The organism is Vibrio pelagius, from assembly GCF_024347575.1.
Classification (GTDB): Bacteria; Pseudomonadota; Gammaproteobacteria; order Enterobacterales; family Vibrionaceae; genus Vibrio; species Vibrio pelagius.
On record NZ_AP025504.1, the window covers coordinates 1048700 to 1069196 of the forward strand.

16 protein-coding genes are annotated in these 20497 nt (G+C 45.3%); 5 read left to right on the forward strand and 11 right to left on the reverse strand.

The window, feature by feature from the left end:
* The first annotated feature begins 60 nt into the window (after positions 1 to 60).
* Both malQ and glgB read left to right on the forward strand, forming a co-directional pair.
* Positions 61 to 2241 (forward strand): 4-alpha-glucanotransferase, encoded by a 2181-nt coding sequence (gene malQ, locus vsple_RS18820; protein WP_261883403.1) that lies wholly within the window; start codon positions 61 to 63, stop codon positions 2239 to 2241.
* Between the two features lie 175 nt (positions 2242 to 2416).
* Positions 2417 to 4597: a 1,4-alpha-glucan branching protein GlgB gene (glgB, locus tag vsple_RS18825; protein ID WP_255232157.1), complete on the forward strand. Its 2181-nt coding sequence runs from the start codon at positions 2417 to 2419 to the stop codon at positions 4595 to 4597.
* Between the two features lie 71 nt (positions 4598 to 4668).
* Here the strand turns inward: glgB and vsple_RS18830 are convergent, their stop codons facing one another.
* The 6 genes from vsple_RS18830 to vsple_RS18855 all read right to left on the reverse strand — a co-directional run bounded on the left by vsple_RS18830 (position 4669) and on the right by vsple_RS18855 (position 10220).
* Positions 4669 to 5139: a TetR family transcriptional regulator gene (locus vsple_RS18830; protein WP_261883404.1), complete on the reverse strand. Its 471-nt coding sequence runs from the start codon at positions 5137 to 5139 to the stop codon at positions 4669 to 4671.
* A gap of 179 nt (positions 5140 to 5318) precedes the next feature.
* Positions 5319 to 6158 (reverse strand): energy-coupling factor transporter transmembrane component T family protein, encoded by an 840-nt coding sequence (locus vsple_RS18835; RefSeq protein WP_261883405.1) that lies wholly within the window; start codon positions 6156 to 6158, stop codon positions 5319 to 5321.
* A complete protein-coding gene (locus vsple_RS18840) occupies positions 6155 to 7849 on the reverse strand; it encodes an ABC transporter ATP-binding protein (RefSeq protein ID WP_261883406.1) in 1695 nt (564 codons plus the stop codon). The genes vsple_RS18835 and vsple_RS18840 overlap by 4 nt, the downstream gene beginning before the upstream one ends.
* Before the next feature lie 7 nt (positions 7850 to 7856).
* Complete coding sequence (locus vsple_RS18845) at positions 7857 to 8405, reverse strand: ECF-type riboflavin transporter substrate-binding protein (protein WP_032550524.1); 549 nt, start codon at positions 8403 to 8405, stop codon at positions 7857 to 7859.
* 286 nt (positions 8406 to 8691) lie between these two features.
* Positions 8692 to 9822, reverse strand: coding sequence for an HlyD family secretion protein (locus vsple_RS18850; protein WP_261883407.1), 1131 nt, complete (start codon positions 9820 to 9822; stop codon positions 8692 to 8694).
* Positions 9822 to 10220: a DUF3302 domain-containing protein gene (locus tag vsple_RS18855; RefSeq protein ID WP_261883408.1), complete on the reverse strand. Its 399-nt coding sequence runs from the start codon at positions 10218 to 10220 to the stop codon at positions 9822 to 9824. Before vsple_RS18855 ends, vsple_RS18850 begins: the two co-directional genes overlap by 1 nt.
* A gap of 202 nt (positions 10221 to 10422) precedes the next feature.
* Here vsple_RS18855 and vsple_RS18860 point away from each other — a divergent pair, with 202 nt between their 5' ends.
* Positions 10423 to 11310, forward strand: coding sequence for a DMT family transporter (locus tag vsple_RS18860; RefSeq protein ID WP_261883409.1), 888 nt, complete (start codon positions 10423 to 10425; stop codon positions 11308 to 11310).
* Positions 11311 to 11407: 97 nt separating this feature from the next.
* Here vsple_RS18860 and vsple_RS18865 read toward each other — a convergent pair whose 3' ends face one another.
* The 4 genes from vsple_RS18865 to deoD form a co-directional block, all read right to left on the reverse strand.
* The gene (locus vsple_RS18865; RefSeq protein WP_261883410.1) at positions 11408 to 12988 is read right to left on the reverse strand and encodes a GGDEF domain-containing protein; all 1581 of its coding nucleotides are present in this window, start codon (positions 12986 to 12988) and stop codon (positions 11408 to 11410) included.
* A complete protein-coding gene (locus vsple_RS18870; protein ID WP_261883411.1) occupies positions 12969 to 14456 on the reverse strand; it encodes a tetratricopeptide repeat protein in 1488 nt (495 codons plus the stop codon). Before vsple_RS18870 ends, vsple_RS18865 begins: the two co-directional genes overlap by 20 nt.
* Before the next feature lie 191 nt (positions 14457 to 14647).
* Positions 14648 to 16117, reverse strand: a complete 1470-nt coding sequence (locus vsple_RS18875) for a lactate dehydrogenase (RefSeq protein WP_261883412.1) — start codon at positions 16115 to 16117, stop codon at positions 14648 to 14650.
* 81 nt (positions 16118 to 16198) lie between these two features.
* Positions 16199 to 16909: a purine-nucleoside phosphorylase gene (deoD, locus tag vsple_RS18880; protein WP_032550517.1), complete on the reverse strand. Its 711-nt coding sequence runs from the start codon at positions 16907 to 16909 to the stop codon at positions 16199 to 16201.
* A 343-nt stretch (positions 16910 to 17252) separates the two neighbouring features.
* Between deoD and vsple_RS18885 the strand changes: the two genes are divergently transcribed.
* Complete coding sequence (locus tag vsple_RS18885; RefSeq protein WP_261883413.1) at positions 17253 to 18221, forward strand: L,D-transpeptidase family protein; 969 nt, start codon at positions 17253 to 17255, stop codon at positions 18219 to 18221.
* Between the two features lie 125 nt (positions 18222 to 18346).
* Here the strand turns inward: vsple_RS18885 and vsple_RS18890 are convergent, their stop codons facing one another.
* Entirely contained in the window at positions 18347 to 18613 is a 267-nt protein-coding gene (locus tag vsple_RS18890; protein ID WP_255232146.1) for an Lpp/OprI family alanine-zipper lipoprotein, read from the reverse strand.
* Between the two features lie 360 nt (positions 18614 to 18973).
* Between vsple_RS18890 and vsple_RS18895 the strand changes: the two genes are divergently transcribed.
* On the forward strand, positions 18974 to 20305 hold the full coding sequence (locus vsple_RS18895) for a DEAD/DEAH box helicase (protein ID WP_261883414.1): 1332 nt from the start codon (positions 18974 to 18976) through the stop codon (positions 20303 to 20305).
* Positions 20306 to 20497: the final 192 nt, after the last annotated feature.

Here is a 20497-nt window from a genome sequence, read left to right on the forward strand (position 1 = left end):
ATAAACTTAGATAAATAACCCTACAAAATAGAAAATGCTAGCGCGTTTTCGGAGAGAGCGATGAAAGAACAAAGCGTATTAAAACAAGTCGCAGAAATGGCAAACCTTGCCGACAGTTACGTAAGTGCGTGGGGCGATGAAGCACAAGTATCTGACGAAACACTAACTCGTCTATTGGCTTCATTAGGCTACGACACAAGCAGCGATGACGCTCTGCTTAAGTCAGCAGAGAAAAAACACAAGAAAGATGTATTAGATCCAGTTCTTGTCTTGCGCGATGGTGAGCCTGTAGAGGTTGCACTAAATCTAGGTGTGAGTGCTCGTGAAAGTGAGTTCAGCTGGCGTTTAGAAACTGAGCAAGGAGAGGTACTTGAAGGCTATCTTCAATCTCAAGTTGTACGAGACGAACGTGCAGAGGGTGGCCCTTTAGTGTTTGCATTGCCAAGTGATTTGGCATGGGGTTATCACAAACTTGTGGTGAGTCGTAAGCGCCGTAAAAAGCCTTACGAAATGACGCTTATTATTACGCCAAAAGCGTGTTTCAAACAGAGCCCAATTGAGCAGGGTAAGAAGCTTTGGGGTCCAAGTGTTCAGCTTTACACGCTTCGCACTCAACACAACTGGGGTATCGGTGACTTCGGTGATCTCAAGCAGCTTGTGGCGGACATCGCTTCACGCGGCGGTGATTTCGTGGGTCTTAACCCAATTCACTCTCTGTTTCCAGCAAACCCAGAAGGTGCAAGCCCATACAGCCCATCTTCACGTCGCTGGTTGAACATCCTATACATCGATGTGAGCTCTGTACCTGAGTTCGCGTTGAGCGCAGAAGCGCAACAAACAGTAGGTAGCGCAGAGTTCCAGCAGCGTCTGCAGAAAGCGCGCGATGCTCACTGGGTTAACTACACAGAAGTGTCTGAGCTGAAGATGAGCATTCTTCCGCTACTATTCACTGAATTCAAACATCGTCACCTAGATAAAAACAGCGACCGTGCACAAGCATTCTTGTCGTTCGTTGAAGAGGGCGGTGATAGCTTAATGCATCAAGCGGCGTTCGATGCACTGCATGCAGAGCTTCACGCAGAAGATTCAAACATGTGGGGCTGGCCTGTATTCCCAGAGAAATACCGCACATTTGAAAGCCCGGCGACTCAGAAATACATTAAAGAGAACATTGAGAAAGTACACCTATACATGTACCTACAATGGCTCGCTGATTGTCAGATCAATGATGCGCAATCTTTAGCAGAAGAGAAGGGCATGGCTGTCGGCCTTTACCGTGATCTTGCTGTAGGTGTTGCTGATTCCGGTAGTGAAACTTGGGCGGATGAAGGCAACCTAGTAATGGATGCAAGCATTGGTGCTCCACCAGATATTCTAGGTCCTCTAGGTCAAAACTGGGGTCTTCCACCGCTAAACCCAGAAGTACTTCAGGCGACAGGCTACGATGCTTATATCAAGCTACTACGCGCAAACATGAAGCACTGTGGTGCACTACGTATCGACCACGTACTGGGTCTATTGCGTCTGTGGTGGATTCCCAAAGGTGAAGATGCAACACAAGGCGCTTACATCTACTACCCAGTACAAGACATGCTAGCGATCCTAGCGCTTGAATCACACCGCTATCAGTGTTCGGTAATTGGTGAAGATTTGGGCACTGTGCCTGATGAAATCGTTGACATCCTAGCGGATGCTGGCGTTCACTCATATAAGGTATTCTTCTTTGAAACATCGGAAGAAGATGGTGGCTTTATTTCACCAAAACACTACGCATCACAATCAATGGCGGCACTGTGTACGCACGATATGCCGACACTACGTGGTTTCTGGCACTGTGATGATCTGAAAATGGGTCAAGAGATTGGTCTGTATCCGAATCAAGAGCAGTTGAACGGTCTGTTTGATGACCGTCTGGAGTGTAAGCAGGGCATCTTAGATTCTGTGGCATGGCATGGTTTCCTACCGGATGGTGTAGGTCGCGATGCGAGCCAAGTACCGATGGACTCTTATCTAGCAGAAGCGCTACAACTTCACGTTGCGGCTGGATCTTCGACGCTATTAAGCGTTCAGCTTGAAGACTGGCTAGAGATGGATCAGCCAGTAAATATTCCAGGTACGGTAGACGAATACCCTAACTGGCGTCGTAAGCTATCGATGAACCTTGATGAGATTTTTGCGCATGATGGTGTGAACCGTATTGCTTGTCGCTTGACTGAAGTTCGTGAAAAAGCAGGTAACTAATATGTTTGAGTGGCCCGATAATACTGAGATTTTTGCTTGTTGCATAAGAAACTATAATCTTGGTCACTCAAAGGTTTTCGTACGTCAGGTACAATAAATCGTCGTTATATTGCCCGCATCCATAGCGGGCATTTTTATTTTATATTTTTTGGATGTTTGGTTAGGGAGAAAGGTTTTGGAAATGAGTTCAATTTCAAAGCAAGAACAAATATATACCCAACTATCACAGGCTTCGTTTGCAGACCCATTCTCATGTTTAGGTCCATATCTTCCTTCTGATGAAGGTGCATTACGTGTATGGATCCCGGGCGCAGACAAAGTTGAGCTGATTGTTGGTGACGAGCCTCGTGTAGAATTAATGCGAGAAGGCGACAGTGGTTTTGTCTTAAAGCAAGAGCGTGATCTGCGTTTTACCCACTACAAGCTGGCGATTGATTGGGCAGGCGTAGAGCAAATCTTAGATGACCCTTATCAATACCATGAATTGTATGCGAGCTATGAAGCGCTGCATACGCCAAAAGATATGTACCATCACATGGGCGCTCAGTTTATTACCTTGGAGCGCGACGGGGATTCAATCTCTGGTACTCGATTCTTAGTTTACGCACCTCACGCTTCTGCGGTGAGTCTGGTGGGTAACTTCAACTCTTGGGATGGCCGTCGTCACCCAATGCAGCGTCTTGACTATGGTATTTGGGGGCTATTTATCCCTGAGCTAGAAGAGGGCGCGCAGTATAAGTTCGAACTGAAAGGTCCAAATGGCGAAGGTCTACCGCACAAAGCGGACCCTTGGGGCTTCTATTCTGAACAATACCCATCGTTCTCGTCGGTGACTTATGATCACGCTCGTTACCAATGGCAAGACAGCCAGTGGCAAAACCGTCCAGTAACGGAAAAGCGTAAAGAAGCATTGTCGTTCTACGAGCTGCACGCTGGTTCTTGGAAGCGTGACGCTAATGGTGATTTCTTAAACTACCGCGATCTTGCAAAAGAGCTGATTCCATACCTAACGGATCTTGGTTACACCCACGTAGAATTGATGCCGGTTTCAGAGCACCCGTTCTACGGATCATGGGGTTATCAACCTGTTGGTCTATTTGCACCAACGAGCCGTTTTGGCTCACCAGACGATTTCAAATACTTTGTGGATCAGTGCCACCAAGCCGGTCTTGGCGTGGTGCTTGACTGGGTTCCAGCACACTTTCCAAGCGATGATCATGGTTTGGCTAACTTCGATGGCACGCCTTTGTTCCACGATCCAGATCCGCGTCGCGGCTGGCATCAGGATTGGAACTCATACATCTACGACCTAGGCCGTGAGCATGTTCGTCGTTTCCTAGTTTCTAATGCTTTGTATTGGTTTGAGCAGTTCCATATCGATGGCATTCGTGTAGATGCAGTGGCATCGATGCTTTACCTAGACTACTCACGTAGCCATGACCAATGGGTGCCCAATGTCGACGGTGGCAATGAGAACTACGATGCCATCGCAACATTGAAATGGATGAATGAAGAGGTGTACAAACACTTCCCGAATGCGATGACCATTGCGGAAGAGTCAACGGCATTCCCAGGTGTATCCGCACCGACATTCATGGGCGGTTTGGGCTTTGGCTTTAAGTGGAATATGGGTTGGATGCACGATAGCTTGTCTTACATCCAAGAAGACCCTATTAACCGTAAGTATCACCACGATACGATTACTTTCCCACTCGTTTACGCGCATAGTGAAAACTACGTATTGTCTCTGTCGCACGATGAAGTGGTTTACGGTAAGGGCTCTATTCACAATAAGATGCCGGGTGATGAATGGCAGCAAACGGCTAACCTTCGTGCTTACATGGGTTACATGTACGCACAGCCGGGTAAGAAGCTTAACTTTATGGGCGCTGAGTTCGGTCAAACAGCAGAGTGGAACCACGACGATCAATTACAGTGGTTCTTGTTAGACTACGAACGTCACCAAGGTGTTCAAAAACTAACGAAAGATCTTAACCATCTATACCGTAATGAAGCGGCGATGCATGATTTGGACTTCGACCCGAAAGGCTTTGAGTGGCGTCTTCAAGACTCTGCGGAAGCGAGTATCTTGGCTCATGAGCGTATCAGTGAATCAGGTGAACGCGTATTGGTGGTATCGAACTTTACGCCAGTACCGCACGAGCACTTCCGCTTAGGTGTGCCGGCGCAGGGTCAGTACAGCCTATTACTCAATACTGATGATGCTAAATACCACGGCAGTGGTTTTGAAGTGAAAAAGGTCGCTGAAATTGAAGCGGTTCAGAGCGAAGGGCTAGATACTTCGATCGAACTAAGACTTCCACCATTGGCGACAGTCTTCTACAAGTTGAACTAATGTCTACAGCTCATCCAGTAAGATGAAAGCAAAATGGGAGCCTCAGGGTTCCCATTTTTGTATTGAATTATCTAGCTAGGTCGGAAATCTGTCAGCTTGAGAAGTGAACGGCCGATGACGATTTCAATGACTCGTCTAGCATTTTCACCAAAACTCTCGCGAACTTTTTCACGAAATTCGCCCTCAGCATGTAGATCGAAATTGTCAGACGGTTCCGCTTGTGATGCATGAAAGAAAATCAGTTTGATGACACTTTGAAATGGTGGCTCTTCTAGTGCTTTGTCCCATGAATCGTAGAAAGCATCTTCACTAGAAAAATTCAGAGGTTGCATAAGAACTGGCAGAATGTGGCCGTGCAGTACCGCTCTAATCGCGCGAGTTGATGGAAAATAACCTTGCAGTGTTGTTAGGCTCACGCCAATTTCTTTGGCGATACGTGCGTACGTCAGCGACTCATGACCTTCGGTTAAGAATAGTTCTAGAACGACCTGATTGTACTTTTGTTGGTTTTCGAGTTTCTGTTGTTGGGTAATGCGAGCCATGTATATTGGAATGCTGTTCTGAATTTAGGGTATGGTAATCGGATAACTAAGATATCGCAATTATGAAACAATTAATTTATATTAATTTTTATGAAAAAATAAGTTTTAAAAATAACAAATAAAAAAGCCACTTGGTAAAAGCGGCTTTGCATAACTTAGTATTTTAAAGTGAGAGCTAATTAGAAGGGATACCAAAACAGCTCTGGTTCTAATACTCGTTTGGTAATTGCCAGAATGACAATCAGCACAATAACAACCAGAGCGATGTAATCTGCCCTCTTAAGCGGCGCAGTACTGTACCAAGTGCGTGACTTATGACGTCCAAAACCACGTAGTGTCATCGCGTTTGAAATCTCATCAGCGCGGTCTAAACTCGAAAAGATGAGTGGACCTAAGATCTTAGCAACATTCTTAATGCGAGCTACGAGCGGCGCTTTCTTGGACAGCTCAACCCCGCGTGCTTGTTGGGCATGCATGATGTTGATGAAGTCCTTTTTCACCTCTGGTAGGTAACGCAATGTTAGACTAACTGCATAAGCGATCTTATAAGGCACGCCAATGCGGTTAAGGCTTGCTGCAAACTCTGTTGGGTGCGTTGTAAACACAAAAATTAATGCAATCGGGAACATGCTCATGTACTTCAGAGTCACTGTTATAAGATAAAACAGTGTCTCTTGGCTCAAAGAGTAGTTACCCGGTAGCGTCAGTAGAATGTGCTCGCTACCAATCAGCTCAGTACCTTGTTGAGGGGCAAGCAGATACATAAACAACGCATTCAAACTCAGAACACTAAATGTACCAATCAGCAGTGGCTTATAAACGCTCACAGGCACTCTTGTCATTTTAAGCAGCAATAGACCAGTCGTGATCAGCAATACGATTAAGCGCAGATCAAAGGTGGTCAGTACTACCGTTACCCAGGCCAGAAACAGCGCAAACTTAGTGATGCCGTTTAATGCGTGCAGTGGGGACTGAGTATCAATATAGTTGATACCAAACTTTATCTTAGAGGCGTTCATATTGCGCTTCTCTCGTAGTCGATGAAGTACTGCATAAACGCGTTGGTATCCTCGATTTTCATCATGGTCGCAAGTTCGTAAATACTGGTGGTACACAAGTTGGCACGATCTAACAATGAAGGTTGGCTAAACACTTCAGTCATCGGTGCGTTGGCGATAAGTTTGCTGTCTGCAATAACAATAGAGCGCGTGGTGTACTCAAGCACCAGGTGCATGTCATGAGAGATGATCACCACGGTAATCCCCAACTCTTTGTTTAGCTTTTGGATGAACGCCAACATAGAGGTGTAGTTACGATAGTCTTGACCAGCTGTTGGCTCATCGAGGATTAACAACTCAGGCTCAAGAGCAAGAATAGCTGCAATGGTGACTCGCTTCTTTTGTCCGTAGCTTAGAGCCTCAATTGGCCAGTGACGGAACTTGCTTAAGCCGCAAAGCCCCAGTACTGACTCCACCTTCTGTTTGATGGTCTCTTCATCAATACCACGATTACGCAGACCGAATGCCACTTCGTCGAAAATCATATGGTGTGAAATCATATGATTTGGGTTTTGCATAACCACACCGACTTTCTGGCTGCGCTCAAAAATAGAGAGCGTACTCAGGTCTTCGCCATTGAGGTAAGCAGATCCGGAATCCGCTTCAATCACACCCATAATCAACTTAGTGATGGTCGATTTACCCGAGCCATTTTTACCTAAGATCGAAACAAATTCGCCCTTACCGATTTTAAAGCTGACATCCTCAAGCGCGTTCTTTTCACCATCATAGGAGTAGGTAAGACCATGTACTTCAAGTAGTGGTGTGTATTGCTTTTCAGCTTGTGCTGGTGGACGCTGGTTAAACCAACCTTGAACTGTTGACCTAAACGCTTTGTAATCCAAAGACTTTAAGCTCGAAAGGGTGTCTTTTGCTGAAAGTGGCACCTGTGCAGCTTTTAGCGCTGAAAGGTACAGCGGTTCACGGATCCCGTGCTTTTCGAGAAGTCCTGACGCAAGCAACTCATCAGGCGTCGAGTCGGAAATGATCTCACCTTGGTCCATCAGAATAACGCGGTCGACATGACGATGCAGCACATCCTCAAGACGATGCTCGATAATAATGACGGTTTTGTTGGTTTCACGATGCAGTTGATCGATGATCTCTATAGTCGCTTTGCCCGTCTTTGGGTCTAAGCTCGCTAACGGCTCATCAAAGAGTAGTGTATCTACTTCGTCAACAAGAATACCCGCCAGTGAAACACGCTGTTTCTGGCCGCCAGAGAGGTCGTGAGGCGAACGTTCAAGCATGTCTGCTAGGTCGACCATCTTTGCGGTCGATTTCACTAACGGATACATGTCGATGTTTGACATTAGTTGGTTTTCTAGAGCAAAGGCAATATCTTCACCGATGCTAAGACCAACAAACTGGCTGTCCGTGTCTTGAAGAACGGTGCCGACTTGTTCGGTAAAGTCATGCATAGAGAAGCTAGCGCAATCTTTGCCTGACATCTCCAGTTTACCGTTCACTTCGCCTTTTGTAGCGTGAGGGATTAAGCCATTTAAACATTGACCAAGGGTAGACTTGCCGCTGCCACTTGGTCCGATAATGACGATTTTCTCTCCTTTCTCTATCCTTAGATTGATATTTTTTAGCGTCGGTTTATCCAGCGACTCATATCTAAAAGAGAAGTTCGAAAATGCAATAGTCATTAAACGCTTATGCCTCTGTTAGGTTACGGCTTTGCTTATTGCGTTTTGCAACAGATTTCAAAATTAGGAAACCAACAACAGCGATCAGCACGGTGTTGCCTGCAGCAATGATAGAAAGTTGTGTGAAGACTTTAGTGAACGGTTCTGCGTAAAGAATGGTGTCTAAGAAAGCTGAGCAGCCGTAACCTACCACGTTCCCCGCTAGCGCTAAAATGACGAACAGAGCAAAATCTTTCATTGGTAGTTCACCTTGAGCGAGGCGGTTCTTAGTCATTACTGGGAATAGACCAATGACCATACCCACGATTCCTGAACCTAGTACCCAGGTTAGCCAAACGCCCCAACCAGCGAAAAGGTCGGTAACCCAGTGGCCGATAAAGCCGACAAGGAAACCTACGATAGGGCCAAATAGAACAGAGAACAGCGCAAGCACTGCCATTGCGGGCTTAAGAGTGGTGTTGGCAAAGACAGGCACACCAAACATAGGTAGACCACCAATGCCATATAGGGCGGCGCCGATGGCAATGACAACGACAGTTTTCGCTGAAAAGTTCATAGATAACCTCAAATGAAAAATTTGCTTTATAAAGAGCGTTTATTTGCCATTGAATTATAAGAAGTCTTAAAGACGATTTTTTAGGCAAATTCAAAAAATAAGGCGCGCATTATACAGTAGAAATACGGCATAAGGAAAGATAAGTGTCTGGATGTCTATATATGTTAGGGGCTTGATAAAAGGGTGACGGAGATGAGGTATTTTTGACCTCAGACAACCAAAAAGCCAGACAATGTCTGACTTTTTGGTTTTGCTGTTAACACTCGAATGAGCACGTTTTGAGAGGTTAGTGATCTAAGTAAAGGTAGTTTTGCCAACTCTTCATGCGAATCAAAACCTTACGCATTACGGATACGTGGCTAAAGCTATCAGAATACACCGCAACTTCAACCGCTGTACCCATTGGAAGGTGGTACTCCGAAAGGTCATCCGTAATCGTGAGCTTAACGAACACGCGACCACTGGTTTTGAGTGCTTCAGTACCAAGAAGAGCCCCGCGCGCTTGGAATTGACTTTCACCAATAGCTGGAAGCACCTCTTCAATGCGCCCTTTGAATACTTTGCCTGGAAGCGCTCGGAATAGGAATTCAGCTTCAAAGCCCGGTTTTAGGCGTTGTAGTGAGTTCTGACGGAATGCAGCGGTATAGAATTGCTCTTCAGTGTGAACAAAGGTCATGACAGGTGCGAGTGGCAGCGGCACTGCCATAACACCAGGTCGCAGAGCTAATTGAGTAACGTAGCCGTCTGTTGGGGCACGAACTACCGTTTGGTCAAGATCGAATTGTGCTTTACGTAAGTCAGCCAATAAGCCAGCTACTGCCGTGTTCTCGCCGCCTATCTCTGAATTAAGGGCAATCTGTGCTTGTTCTTGACTTGCTTCCGCTACTTTAAGTGCCGCTTCCGCTGCTTTATAAGCTTGACGACGAGTATCCAGTTGTTGCTCGGTGAACGCGCCACTGTTGAAGCCTCGTTGGTATCGAGAAAACTCACGTTGAGCTTTGTCACGCTCTGCAATCGCTTTGATTTTTGCCGCTTCCGCTTCAGCAACCTGAGATTCAAGACCTAACGCACCTTGGCTTGCCTCTTTTACTTTCGCTTCTAATTTCGCCACTGCTGCTTCAAATGGGATAGGGTCGATCTTAAATAGGATGTCACCTTTTTTCAGTGGTTTGTTTGGTTCAACCGGTACCTCTATGACCTTACCTCTGACACCTGAAACGATGGGTGTGGTTGAGTAGACTTGGTTGCCAATTTGAGTGAATGGATGATTGTAGTTCATTAACAGGATAAGGGTGCCAATGATGAGTACGCCACCTAGAACCGCGGTTGGTACGGTCCATTTGTTAAGAGGGATATTAAACACTTTGAAAATGGTGATACAAAGCGCCGCATAGGTCATTATCAGTAGTAAATCCATTACTTAACCTCCTGATCTTGAGACTTTTCTTGGCTTGGAGTTTCTGGTGAAGCTTGTGCTGCTACTGCTTGTTTGAGCGTTGCAACCTCTTGTTGAAGTTCTGTGACTTGGTCGATAAGCGCATCTACACGGTGGTGAGTGTCGTGTTGTTCCTCTTCTAATTTAGCGAAACCCCAGCCTCGGTCTGTACGCCATAACGTTGCCCAAATCCAGAGAAATGGCCAGATAGCATGGAGCGTAAATAGGCTAACCCAACCGGAAACATGAATCGCGTCTTGATGAGGGTGGTTACGTTCTTTCGCGATTTCATATGGGATGTCATGAATCACGATGATTCCGTAAAAAATAACTAGTGCAACAAAAATCAGCAAACCTAGTGCAAAATAGTCTAAAAACATAACAGGTCCTTGTAATGATATTTGTGGTTTATCAATATAGTACGCTATCGCACAAGTAATTGTTATAAAAATGATTTGTTTGAGGGGGATTTTTAGAACGAGCATTGTTCGGCAAGGAATAGCCACTAGTGTAGTACTTTGTTAGTGTGCACTTACTGATTTGAACCAAGGAGCAAGACATAGTGAACAAACGGGTGAGTCAATGAGTTACATAGGTGAAGTCGCTGCAATCGGTGCAGCGATTGTCTGGGCTGGGGCAACTTGGATCTACAGTCAGTTTAGTCACCGTTTTTCAGCGATGCAGTTGAATATTGTCAAAGGGGTAGTCGCGTCTGCAATGATGGTGATTGTAATCCCTCTGATGCCGGCGCCTGAGATCGCATTAGAGTCGAATCATATACTTGTATTGGCGGTATCTGGAATAATAGGAATCGCGATAGGAGACAGCGCTTATTTTGCATCATTGAAAAGAATAGGAGCGAATAAGACACTGCTGCTAGAATCGCTCGCCCCGCCTTTATCTGGCGTGTTGGCTTTAGTGTTGCTCGGTGCCACACTGTCTCTACAGAGCTGGCTTGGAGTGATTATCACCACACTTGCAGTGACCTTTGTGGTATTTCAGCCTAATCAGCAAGATCAAAGTGTTGATTGGAGTGGTGTTGGTTACGGTTTGTTGGCCAGTGTTTGTCAGGCATCCGGTGTGGTCATTTCACACTATGCACTGGTCGCCGGCGATATTCCGCCTTTACTCGGTGCTTTGATTCGTTTGGCTGTTGGTGTTTTTGCGGTGATGTTAATGATTCGATTCTTTGAACCGAAGCCATTTTCTGATATGGCTAAACACTTAAAGCACATGGGCAAAAACGACAAAGCTTGGCTATTAGGTGCGATTTTCGTAGGAACTTTCCTCGCACTCTGGCTTCAACAAGTTGCGCTTAAACACGCCAACCCTGCGATTGCACAGACACTGATTGCCACGAGTCCTGTGTTTATTTTGGTTATTTACCTCTTAAAAGGGGAGTCCATATCCAAGCAGAGTTTGTTAGGTACTTTGTGCGCTGTAGGTGGTATTTCTCTGTTTTTTCTTTGAGTGTGTAGAGAGTAAATAGAGAGGCGATACCCTCTCTATTTCATGGCGGCTATTGGTCGAGTGTAAGTATCACGCTAGGTGCTCGGTACAGATGAGCTTACTCTGTACAGACTTGATTTCGCCCATTCGCTTTGGCGCGGTAGAGTGCCTTATCAGCACGGTAGAAAGTGCGCTGCGTGTTCTCGCCATCACGGTGTAATGTTATGCCGACACTGACGGTTAACCCTCGTTCTCCCAATATTTCATGCCAGCCAAATTGGAAGATGCGCTCTCGATAATTCTCGGCGTGCATAACGGCTTGTGCTTGAGTGGCGTTTTCTAGAATAACTAAGAATTCCTCCCCACCAAAGCGCACACAAGAAGCGCCACGGAATTTAAAGTAGCCCGCTAACTCCTGCGCTACACTCACGATCGCTTTATCACCGACTAAGTGGCTCAATTCATCGTTGATTGATTTGAAATGGTCGATATCAACCACCATCAGTGCAAATGGCGTATTGTGAATGATAAGGTCTTTGAGCTTCACATCCAGCCATCGACGATTATGTAGTCCTGTCAATGGGTCGGTAAACACGTCTTGCTGAAGTTGAGCGACGGCATTTTTGTGCTGCTCAGTGGTCTCTTTAAGCTCTTTGTTCTCTTGTTCCGATAAAATGAGTTTTAACTGCAACTCGAAACGGGATAGTCGACGAAGTTGATTTGCGCCGAGCTCGCTGATTGGTATCCGTTTCATGAGGTCAGTTTCTATTCGGTAGCCCTTTTTTTCATGCTCTAACGCTTCTTTATAGCGCCCTTGGTGCATACAAACTTCACTCATTGAATCGTAGAAGAGCTTAGCCAACACAGGCGATGAGTAACTTTTTACTCTCTTGCTGGTGCTTTCAAGGATCATACTCGCGTATTCTTGCTTGTTGATGATGGCTAAGCAGTGCGCGAGTTCTAAGCGAATCATAGTGGCTAACCAACTCACCTGTGTATTGGTCGAGGTATACTGCACAGAAGATAGACAACGTAAGGCATCGTGATATTTTTTCTGAGCACGATAAACTTTGGCTTGGTAGAGTGAGATCTGCGCAGTCACTAGCTTATTACTCACCAATATACTCAGCTCTTCACATTCGAGGAGCAGATCGCTTGCGGCAGTGACTCGATTGAGATGAAGTAAGCTAGCGACCATATGCAGTTTGAACTTCAAGCGCAGTAGTCGACTACTGATGGCTTGATCGATACTGCTGATTTTTTGGTAATACCGCATTGCTCGGTTGTGGTCGCCGTAAGCATCACATAGGTTACCCATACCTAAAATAGACATCACATACTCGTCAATATGCCCGTGCTCTATGGCAATGGTTGATGAGCTAATAAACTCATTAAGTGCAGCAGTGTAGTCACTGGTTTCAACCAAGCGATTACTCAGGCTCGTTTTTACCGTCAGTATATCTTCAACATCATTCGGTAAAGTGAGAAGATCGAGCGCTGCGCGCAGTTCATCAATACTGATTTGATTCTGTTGCAACTCCGCGCGGTACTCAGAACTAATAATGTAGCAGTGTGCTTGCTCTTGTTGTGTGGTCGCGATGTGTTGTCGAATGTGGTCCCAGAAAATGAGCGCTTCTTCACCAGAAACAGAAGAAGGGTCTAAGCCCGCGTCCGTGATCTTATTTAATAGCGTTTCCATGAATCTCTTTCTCAGCTTCGTCTTCTTCTAATTGTTCTAAGGTGAACGGGAAGGTCAAAATGTCGTGAAGTGTCACAACCGGTGGCGCACCTTTGAGTCCCTTTCTGTGCCAAGGATAGATGTTGAGCATAGTCGTCAGTTTATCGAAGACAGCTTGTGCAGCATTGCCCTTTTCGGCCAACATGAGCGCAACACGTTCACCGCTCAAGCGTGAGATAAAATCTTCTTGGTTGCAGAAGGTGTGAGCGAGTTCTGTACATACGTCGAGATAGCTAGGGTCGTCATGCTGGAACATAATGATGCTGCGGTTAGAGCGCTTAAGCTCAGTTTTGAAAAGCACCAGCTGCTCCCACCAATACGTCTCCGATACCACATGAGAAAGTTGTTTCTCTGGGTCATACTCGTATTGACCGCGAATACGGTTAATCAACTTGCGAGCGCGTTGTTCGAGTTGACGTTTGGAGCTGCGAGCTTTGTCTAATCCGACACGCGTAGTCTGCTCACGAAGCATGTTGGTCGAATGTTGGCGGTATTTTTTAAACGCCACTAGTGCCGCTTGATAATCTTGGTTCTCTTCTGCAACCAAAGACTGTTGGTAGCAAATTTGGCTGAGTAGTTCTCCATTATCAAACTCGTTGGCTGACTGCTCCGCATGGGCGAGTAGTTCAGACGCTTGATGTGGTCGCTTTCTCAACAGTTCTAAGCGAGCTCGACTAATGAAGGAGTGCGCTTTCATCCACACAAGGTTGTGTTCAACGGCAAGTTTATGGGCTTTGGCGGTCGCTTGTTCAGCGTCATCAAGGCGTTCAAGTCCAAGCAAGGCCAGTCCTCTAAAGTCCCATACTTCAGCATGCCATGTGTTGTCAGGGTGATTTTTTAAGGCTTCTTCCGCACCGTCAAGCACTGACAGCATCTCAACGTAATTGTTAAGTAGATAGTAATCCCACGCCAGTAGGATTCTCGCTTTACCTTCTAGCCACCCAATTCGGCTATTGTTTGCCACTTTTACGGCAAGCTGGTGGGTCGAACGTGCGAGCATGTACTCATGAGTGATACGCCAGATATTGCCAAGCCCGATGAGACATTCGATCTGGATTTCGAGCTCGTCGACTAATGCGGATTGTTCGAGCGCATTAATCCAATATTGTTGAGCAGAGTAGTATTTTGCTTGACCCCAGAATTGGAGTGCATGAAGGTGAAGGATTTCAGGAAGAAAGAGATCAGTATCGAGTTGACTTTGGCGTTTATACGCCTCCTTAATGCATTTTAAGCCTTTACGATAGTCCATTAGGTTCCAGCAGCAACGAGACATCAACATCAATGATCGAATCGCCCCTTCTTCAAACAGAACCTGTTCTGCTCTCACCAAGCATTGCTCAGCCACTTCAAAGACAACGGCCGGTTCCGAGTCTATACGCTTTTTGAGTTGTTCAAGCTCTGTTTCAATTAGATACTGGTTTTTGTCCAAGGCTTAAGTCCATTATTATCGAACGTACTGATAATACCATCATTATAAATGTGTGATTTAGGATAAGCACTAATTATCTAACAAAGAGGTGATACCAAGTAATGATCTTTGTTGATTAATGAGTGCTATCTCATGTTATTACTTGGTATTCAATAACTTCTAGCATATTCAGCTAGATGGTTTGCTTTTTGTTACGACAGTAGCTGCTTCAAGGTAAGAGGTCGTTCGGCAACATTTAAGCGTTGTGCTGCAGTTAGCCCCTCTTTATCTTGGTAGCATAAATTATGCCAAGCTCTAAAGATATCGAGCAGAGGAAGGATACCAGCAGGACGCAGTTTACGTCTTGGTTCGTTAATGAAGCCGTCAAATAGAACTTGGAAGCGCTGTTGATAGAACTTGGTCTGTTTAAGAGAAGCGTGCTCGAACCAATGTTCTGGTTGACTGTTGTTACCCGCTAAGTAACAGATACCTTTTTGCTTGTCACCTTGATTAGCTATCGCCCAACGATCTCGCCACCAACTCATGTGCACAACATCGATTTTATCAAACCCTAGATGATCGTCCCATAAGGCATCTTCTTCGACATACATCAGGTTGACGTTGTTGTTTTGGATTCTTGGTAGGCAGACACTCAATGCCGCTGAACGTAGCAGAGGATCTTGAGGTAAGTAAATAGAAACAGGCTTGCTCTCGTCGCACATGTCTAGCACATGTAAGAAATGAGCATAGGAAGTATAAGGTGGACGAACCAAAGCCCCTTTAGACGGATAGCTGAAAGAGGTGAGGTTACCCATAGGGTCTTCGACATTGCCACGAGCGAGTATCACTTGATATTGCTGCTCAATACGTTTTTTAAGATCGTCAGAAGAGGTTGGTAACTCTATGTTAGCTTCGGAAGAGTGCTCTTTTGAGACGAACCGAGCAACAGAATCATATGGGTTGTGGTCAACATTGCCAACGGGCTCTTCATTTTGAGAGTAGTTGACGTGTTGGCAAAGAATGTAGCCAGAGTGGGCTTCACCGGTCGCGATCCATAAAACGCCGTTGTTGCTATGTGGCTGAAGGCGTTGGTAGTGGGACGCAAATTGGTAATCTTTTGCGTGATTCACCCAGCGTGCATCGATCATCGCCAGTTTGCGTCTACAGCGGCTCGCGATATGATCCACGTGATCGTAGAAGGTTTTCGGGTTGATCTCTAGCTTACGGCATATTTCACGTACAGAGTAACCCATGAACAGAAGACCCATGAGGTTTTCTTGGAATTGCAGTTTCTTGTTAGAGCCTGACCATTTATCAACAAACGTCGACTGACAATCTTTGCAGCGATAGCGTTGCCTATCTCCACTATAGCCGAAAGCATGGTAAAGGTGTTTGTGAGTGTGAACAGAAAGCCCAAAGTTATCGCAATCATCATTGCGACAAGCTGGAAGGCCGTCACTATGTAGGTGACGAAGCCGATGAAGTTCATTCAAAACTTCATGGTTGTTAAGTAAGGGGGGGAAAGCCCCACATTCACGACAAACCATCGCTGGACGCTTTGGGTTTGCATGTTGCAAAACGTAACGCTTTGCATCGCTCAAGCCAAAGTTGTCACACGCCAATGTTTTACAAAAGTTGAGTTGTAAACCGTCCGCGTCTTTTGGCAGCTCGTCGTTGGACACGATCGCCCCCTCGGGATTATTTGGGCAGCCAAGCGAACTTGGCTGCGGGGTATTGCTTTTCAAAGTACCGTTATTCAATGATTAGATGTTGATAGCGGTTTCTAGCGCTACTTTCATCATGTCGTTGAACGATTTTTGACGCTCTTCAGAGCTCAGTTTCTCACCACGGATGATGTGGTCTGAAACGGTTAAGATTGTTAGTGCTTTCGCGCCTAGATCCGCAGCAACACCGTAGATACCTGCAGCTTCCATATCGACACCTAGGATGCCTAGTTTTTCCATCTTCTCAAAGATGTCTGCTTCTGGTGTGTAGAATAGGTCTGCAGAGAATACGTTACCTACTTTCACTGGTACTTCTTGAGCACGCGCTTGGTTTACTGCTTCTTCTAGAAGACCGAAATCCGCGATTGCTGCAAAGTCGTGATCGTTAAAACGAATGCGGTTAACTTTAGAGTCAGTTGACGCGCCCATACCAATAACAACGTCCATAAGTTTAACGTCGTCACGTACCGCGCCACAGCTACCAACACGGATAACATTTTTTACACCGTACTCAGCAATAAGTTCGTGAACGTAGATGCAGCATGAAGGGATACCCATGCCGTGGCCCATTACAGAAACTTTCTTACCTTTGTAAGTGCCAGTGTAGCCAAACATGTTACGAACATCACAAACTTGCTTCACGTCATCAAGGAATGTTTCAGCAATGTATTTTGCGCGAAGCGGGTCGCCCGGCATCAGTACAGTTTCAGCGAAATCACCAGCTTGTGCGTTAATATGAGGTGTAGCCATCGTCGTTCTCCAAATTTATAGCGGTAATGATAGGAACAGAATTTTCAATTACCGTTTCTGTTGAATTGAATTCGTTTCGTTGAGGCAATATTAGCGAGTTAAAACGGTGTTCCTTGAGAAGCGTGTCACAAAAAGAGGCGTTTCCAACCATTGTTCGATCATTAATAACTAAAAATGTTGAAAGCGTAGAGGCAATCGATTTTGCCAAGTCGAGATTTGTGGGTTTGAGAGGTAGGGAGTAGCGAAAATGGTGTGATTCGTATGTGAAACACCATTTATGTGCATTGTCGAGACAAGGATTCAACAGTAATCTAAAATGATAATAATAAAAAAAGGGTTGTTTATGTCGTACCGCTTGAGTTCAACGCTTCGTAACGTAGTAATAAAACGAACAGCAAAAAAACGCATTGCCATTGCGTTAATGCTAACCACTGCCTTTTATTCCGCTTTTAGCACTGGAGCAACTTTTGAATTACCTCCGAGTGACAGCCATGTTGTTGGTCGAATACAGCACCATGAAGTGGTTGCTGGAGAAACGTTAGCTCTGATCGCTAAGGAGTATGATATTGGCTTTTTGTCTTTAATGGCAGCCAACAAAGGTGTCGACCCATTCTTGCCTGCGGAAGGTTATGTGCTGACTATCCCTAGCCGCTTTATCCTTCCTGATACACCACGTGAAGGTATTGTCATAAATCTCGCCGAGTTAAGACTTTACTATTTCGAACCAGAGAAAAATCTTGTGCATGTGTTTCCTGTGGGGATAGGTCGAGTAGGGCGGGATACACCAGAGATGATAACGACGATTAGTCAGAAACGACCGAATCCAACATGGACACCGCCGAAGTCCATTCGCGAGGAGTATTTGAGTAAAGGTATTGAGCTACCGCCAGTCGTCCCTGCCGGACCAGACAATCCGTTGGGAGAATATGCGTTAAGGTTAGCTTACGGTATCGGAGATTATCTTATCCACGGAACCAATAAAGACTTTGGTATCGGCTTACGTGTCAGTTCCGGTTGTATTCGCATGGAGCCGAAAGATATTGAATGGCTGTTTGAGAAAGTGGATAGGGGTGAAAAGGTCACGATCATCAATGAACCGATTAAAGTGGCATTGGAGCCCGACCGTAGTGTCTTTATTGAGGCCCATGAGCCGTTAACTCGCAGCGATGGTTCTAAAAAGTCTTTAACGATGCCTATTGAGTTGAAGTGGTGGCTAGATGCAGCCGATATCTCTAATTCGAAAGCCAAATCTGTCATTTTTGCTCAGAACGGTGTGCCTGTAGAGATAGCGCCACCAACTCAGCAATGGTAGGAACAAGCAGCTCACTACGCCATCGGCATTAAATGAGATAATTCAATCGACTAGGTTAAGGCTATGTAGGGACAAATAAAAACGCCACTGCAAAACAGTGGCGAAAGACCTATTCAGTAGTTATGTTACTTAGTGTATGAGCTGGCGATGTTGTCGATACGCTCATTGGCACGCATAGCTTCCTCTTTCGCTGCCATCGCTGCGTCAGTCGCTTCTTGAGCTTTCATTTCTGCGTCTGCTTTTTCACTCTTAAGTGCTTCAACTTCACTGCTTAGTTGAGCCACTTGATTTGATAGCTGTTCCATTTCAGACATTGTCGCGTCTTCTGGATCCGAAGAACAACCTGCCAATACAAACACAGAGGCTGCAGCTGCGATTAACACCTTATTCATAAGAACTCCTTGCTTATTTATCATCAAAAGATGCGCTATACATTCTTAATCATATAGTCGCTTCACTTTGATTGTAGCGACTAATTACTCAAGCGCAAAAGTGATCTCTGGAAAAATTGCAATTTATTGATGTAATTATCAAGGTGTCACTTTAATTCTCAAAAATGAGAATGATAAAAGCCTCTGTGTTTTAAGCTCGGTATCTTCATGATGCACAACATGAATTTGCAGTATTCATGATAGAACGCGCGCTGAAAGGTATGATAAATTTTCTGTGATCTCTATCCTTATAAAGAGGTTTCGCGGTATCATGTCACGTTAAATTAATTTTGTTCAATACCATCAAGACTGGAGAGTCCTTTGCACTTTAAAGATTTAGGCTTAGATAATCGCTTACTGAAGAACTTAAAACATTATGACTTTAAGAAAGCGACAGAGATCCAACAGAAAGCGATCCCTGTTGCTATTGCCGGTAAGGATCTATTGGCTTCATCAAAAACAGGATCAGGCAAAACATTGGCGTTTGTACTGCCGATGATTCACAAAGCATTAAAAACAAAAGCGTTTTCTGCCCGTGATCCTCGTGGTGTAATCTTGGCTCCAACTCGTGAGTTGGCAAAGCAAGTGTATGGCGAACTTCGCAGTATGCTTGGTGGTCTATCTTACGATGCAGCGTTAATTCTTGGTGGTGAAAACTTTAACGATCAAGTGAAAGCACTGCGTAAATACCCGCGTTTTATCGTGGCAACTCCAGGTCGTCTTGCTGACCACCTAGAGCATCGTTCACTATTTTTAGATGGTGTTGAGACTCTGATCCTAGATGAAGCAGACCGTATGCTTGATTTGGGTTTCGCTCCAGAGCTTCGCCGCATTGCTAATGCAGCTAAGCATCGTCGTCGTCAAACGCTGATGTTCTCAGCAACGCTGGATCACGCGGAAGTTAATGACATTGCTAACGAAATGCTAGATGCGCCGAAACGTATCGCAATCGGTGTTTCCAATGAAGAGCATCTAGACATCACTCAGAAATTCTACCTATGTGATCACCTTGATCATAAAGAAGCGATTCTTGATCGTGTTTTGGAAGAAGCAGAATACCGTCAGGTGATGATCTTCACGGCAACACGTGCTGATACTGATCGTCTGACAGAAAAGCTGAACGAGAAGAAGCTAAAAGCGGTGGCATTGAGCGGTAACCTTAATCAGACACAACGTAACGCGATCATGAGTCAGTTTGAGCGTGCAGTGTACAAGATCTTGGTGACGACAGATGTTGCATCTCGTGGTATTGATATCCCGAACGTGAGTCATGTGATTAACTTTGATATGCCTAAACACACGGAAGAGTACGTTCACCGTGTTGGTCGTACTGGCCGTGCTGGTAATAAAGGTGATGCAATCTCCTTGGTTGGTCCAAAAGACTGGGACAGCTTCAAGCGTGTAGAACTTTACCTGCAACAAGACCTTACCTTCTCGGTACTTGAAGGACTGAAAGGTAAGTTTAAAGGTATTAAACCTCGTAAGCCTGCTTTCAAGAAAGGCGGTCCTGTTAAGAAGGCTAACAAGCCACAAGTGAAGAAAACGCCGAAGAAACCAGTCAAGCGCGATAAGAGCTTCCACCAAAATGTGGCTGTGGGTGATTCAGTCTTTATCCCTAAAAAGAAAGTCGCTCCTAAAGTTGACGATGAATAAATAAGAAAACCGCCGTTAATGGCGGTTTTCTTTTATCTAAGCTGTATGAGGGCTTTAAAAGTCGAGGGTCGACATTGAATCCATCAGAATATGGGTGGCGATGTATTTATGAGTCGCTGTTGTTGGGTGTATTTTAAATCTAATAAAAACAACGTCTTAAATATATATGAGTCATCAAGCTGCTGAGTGGTA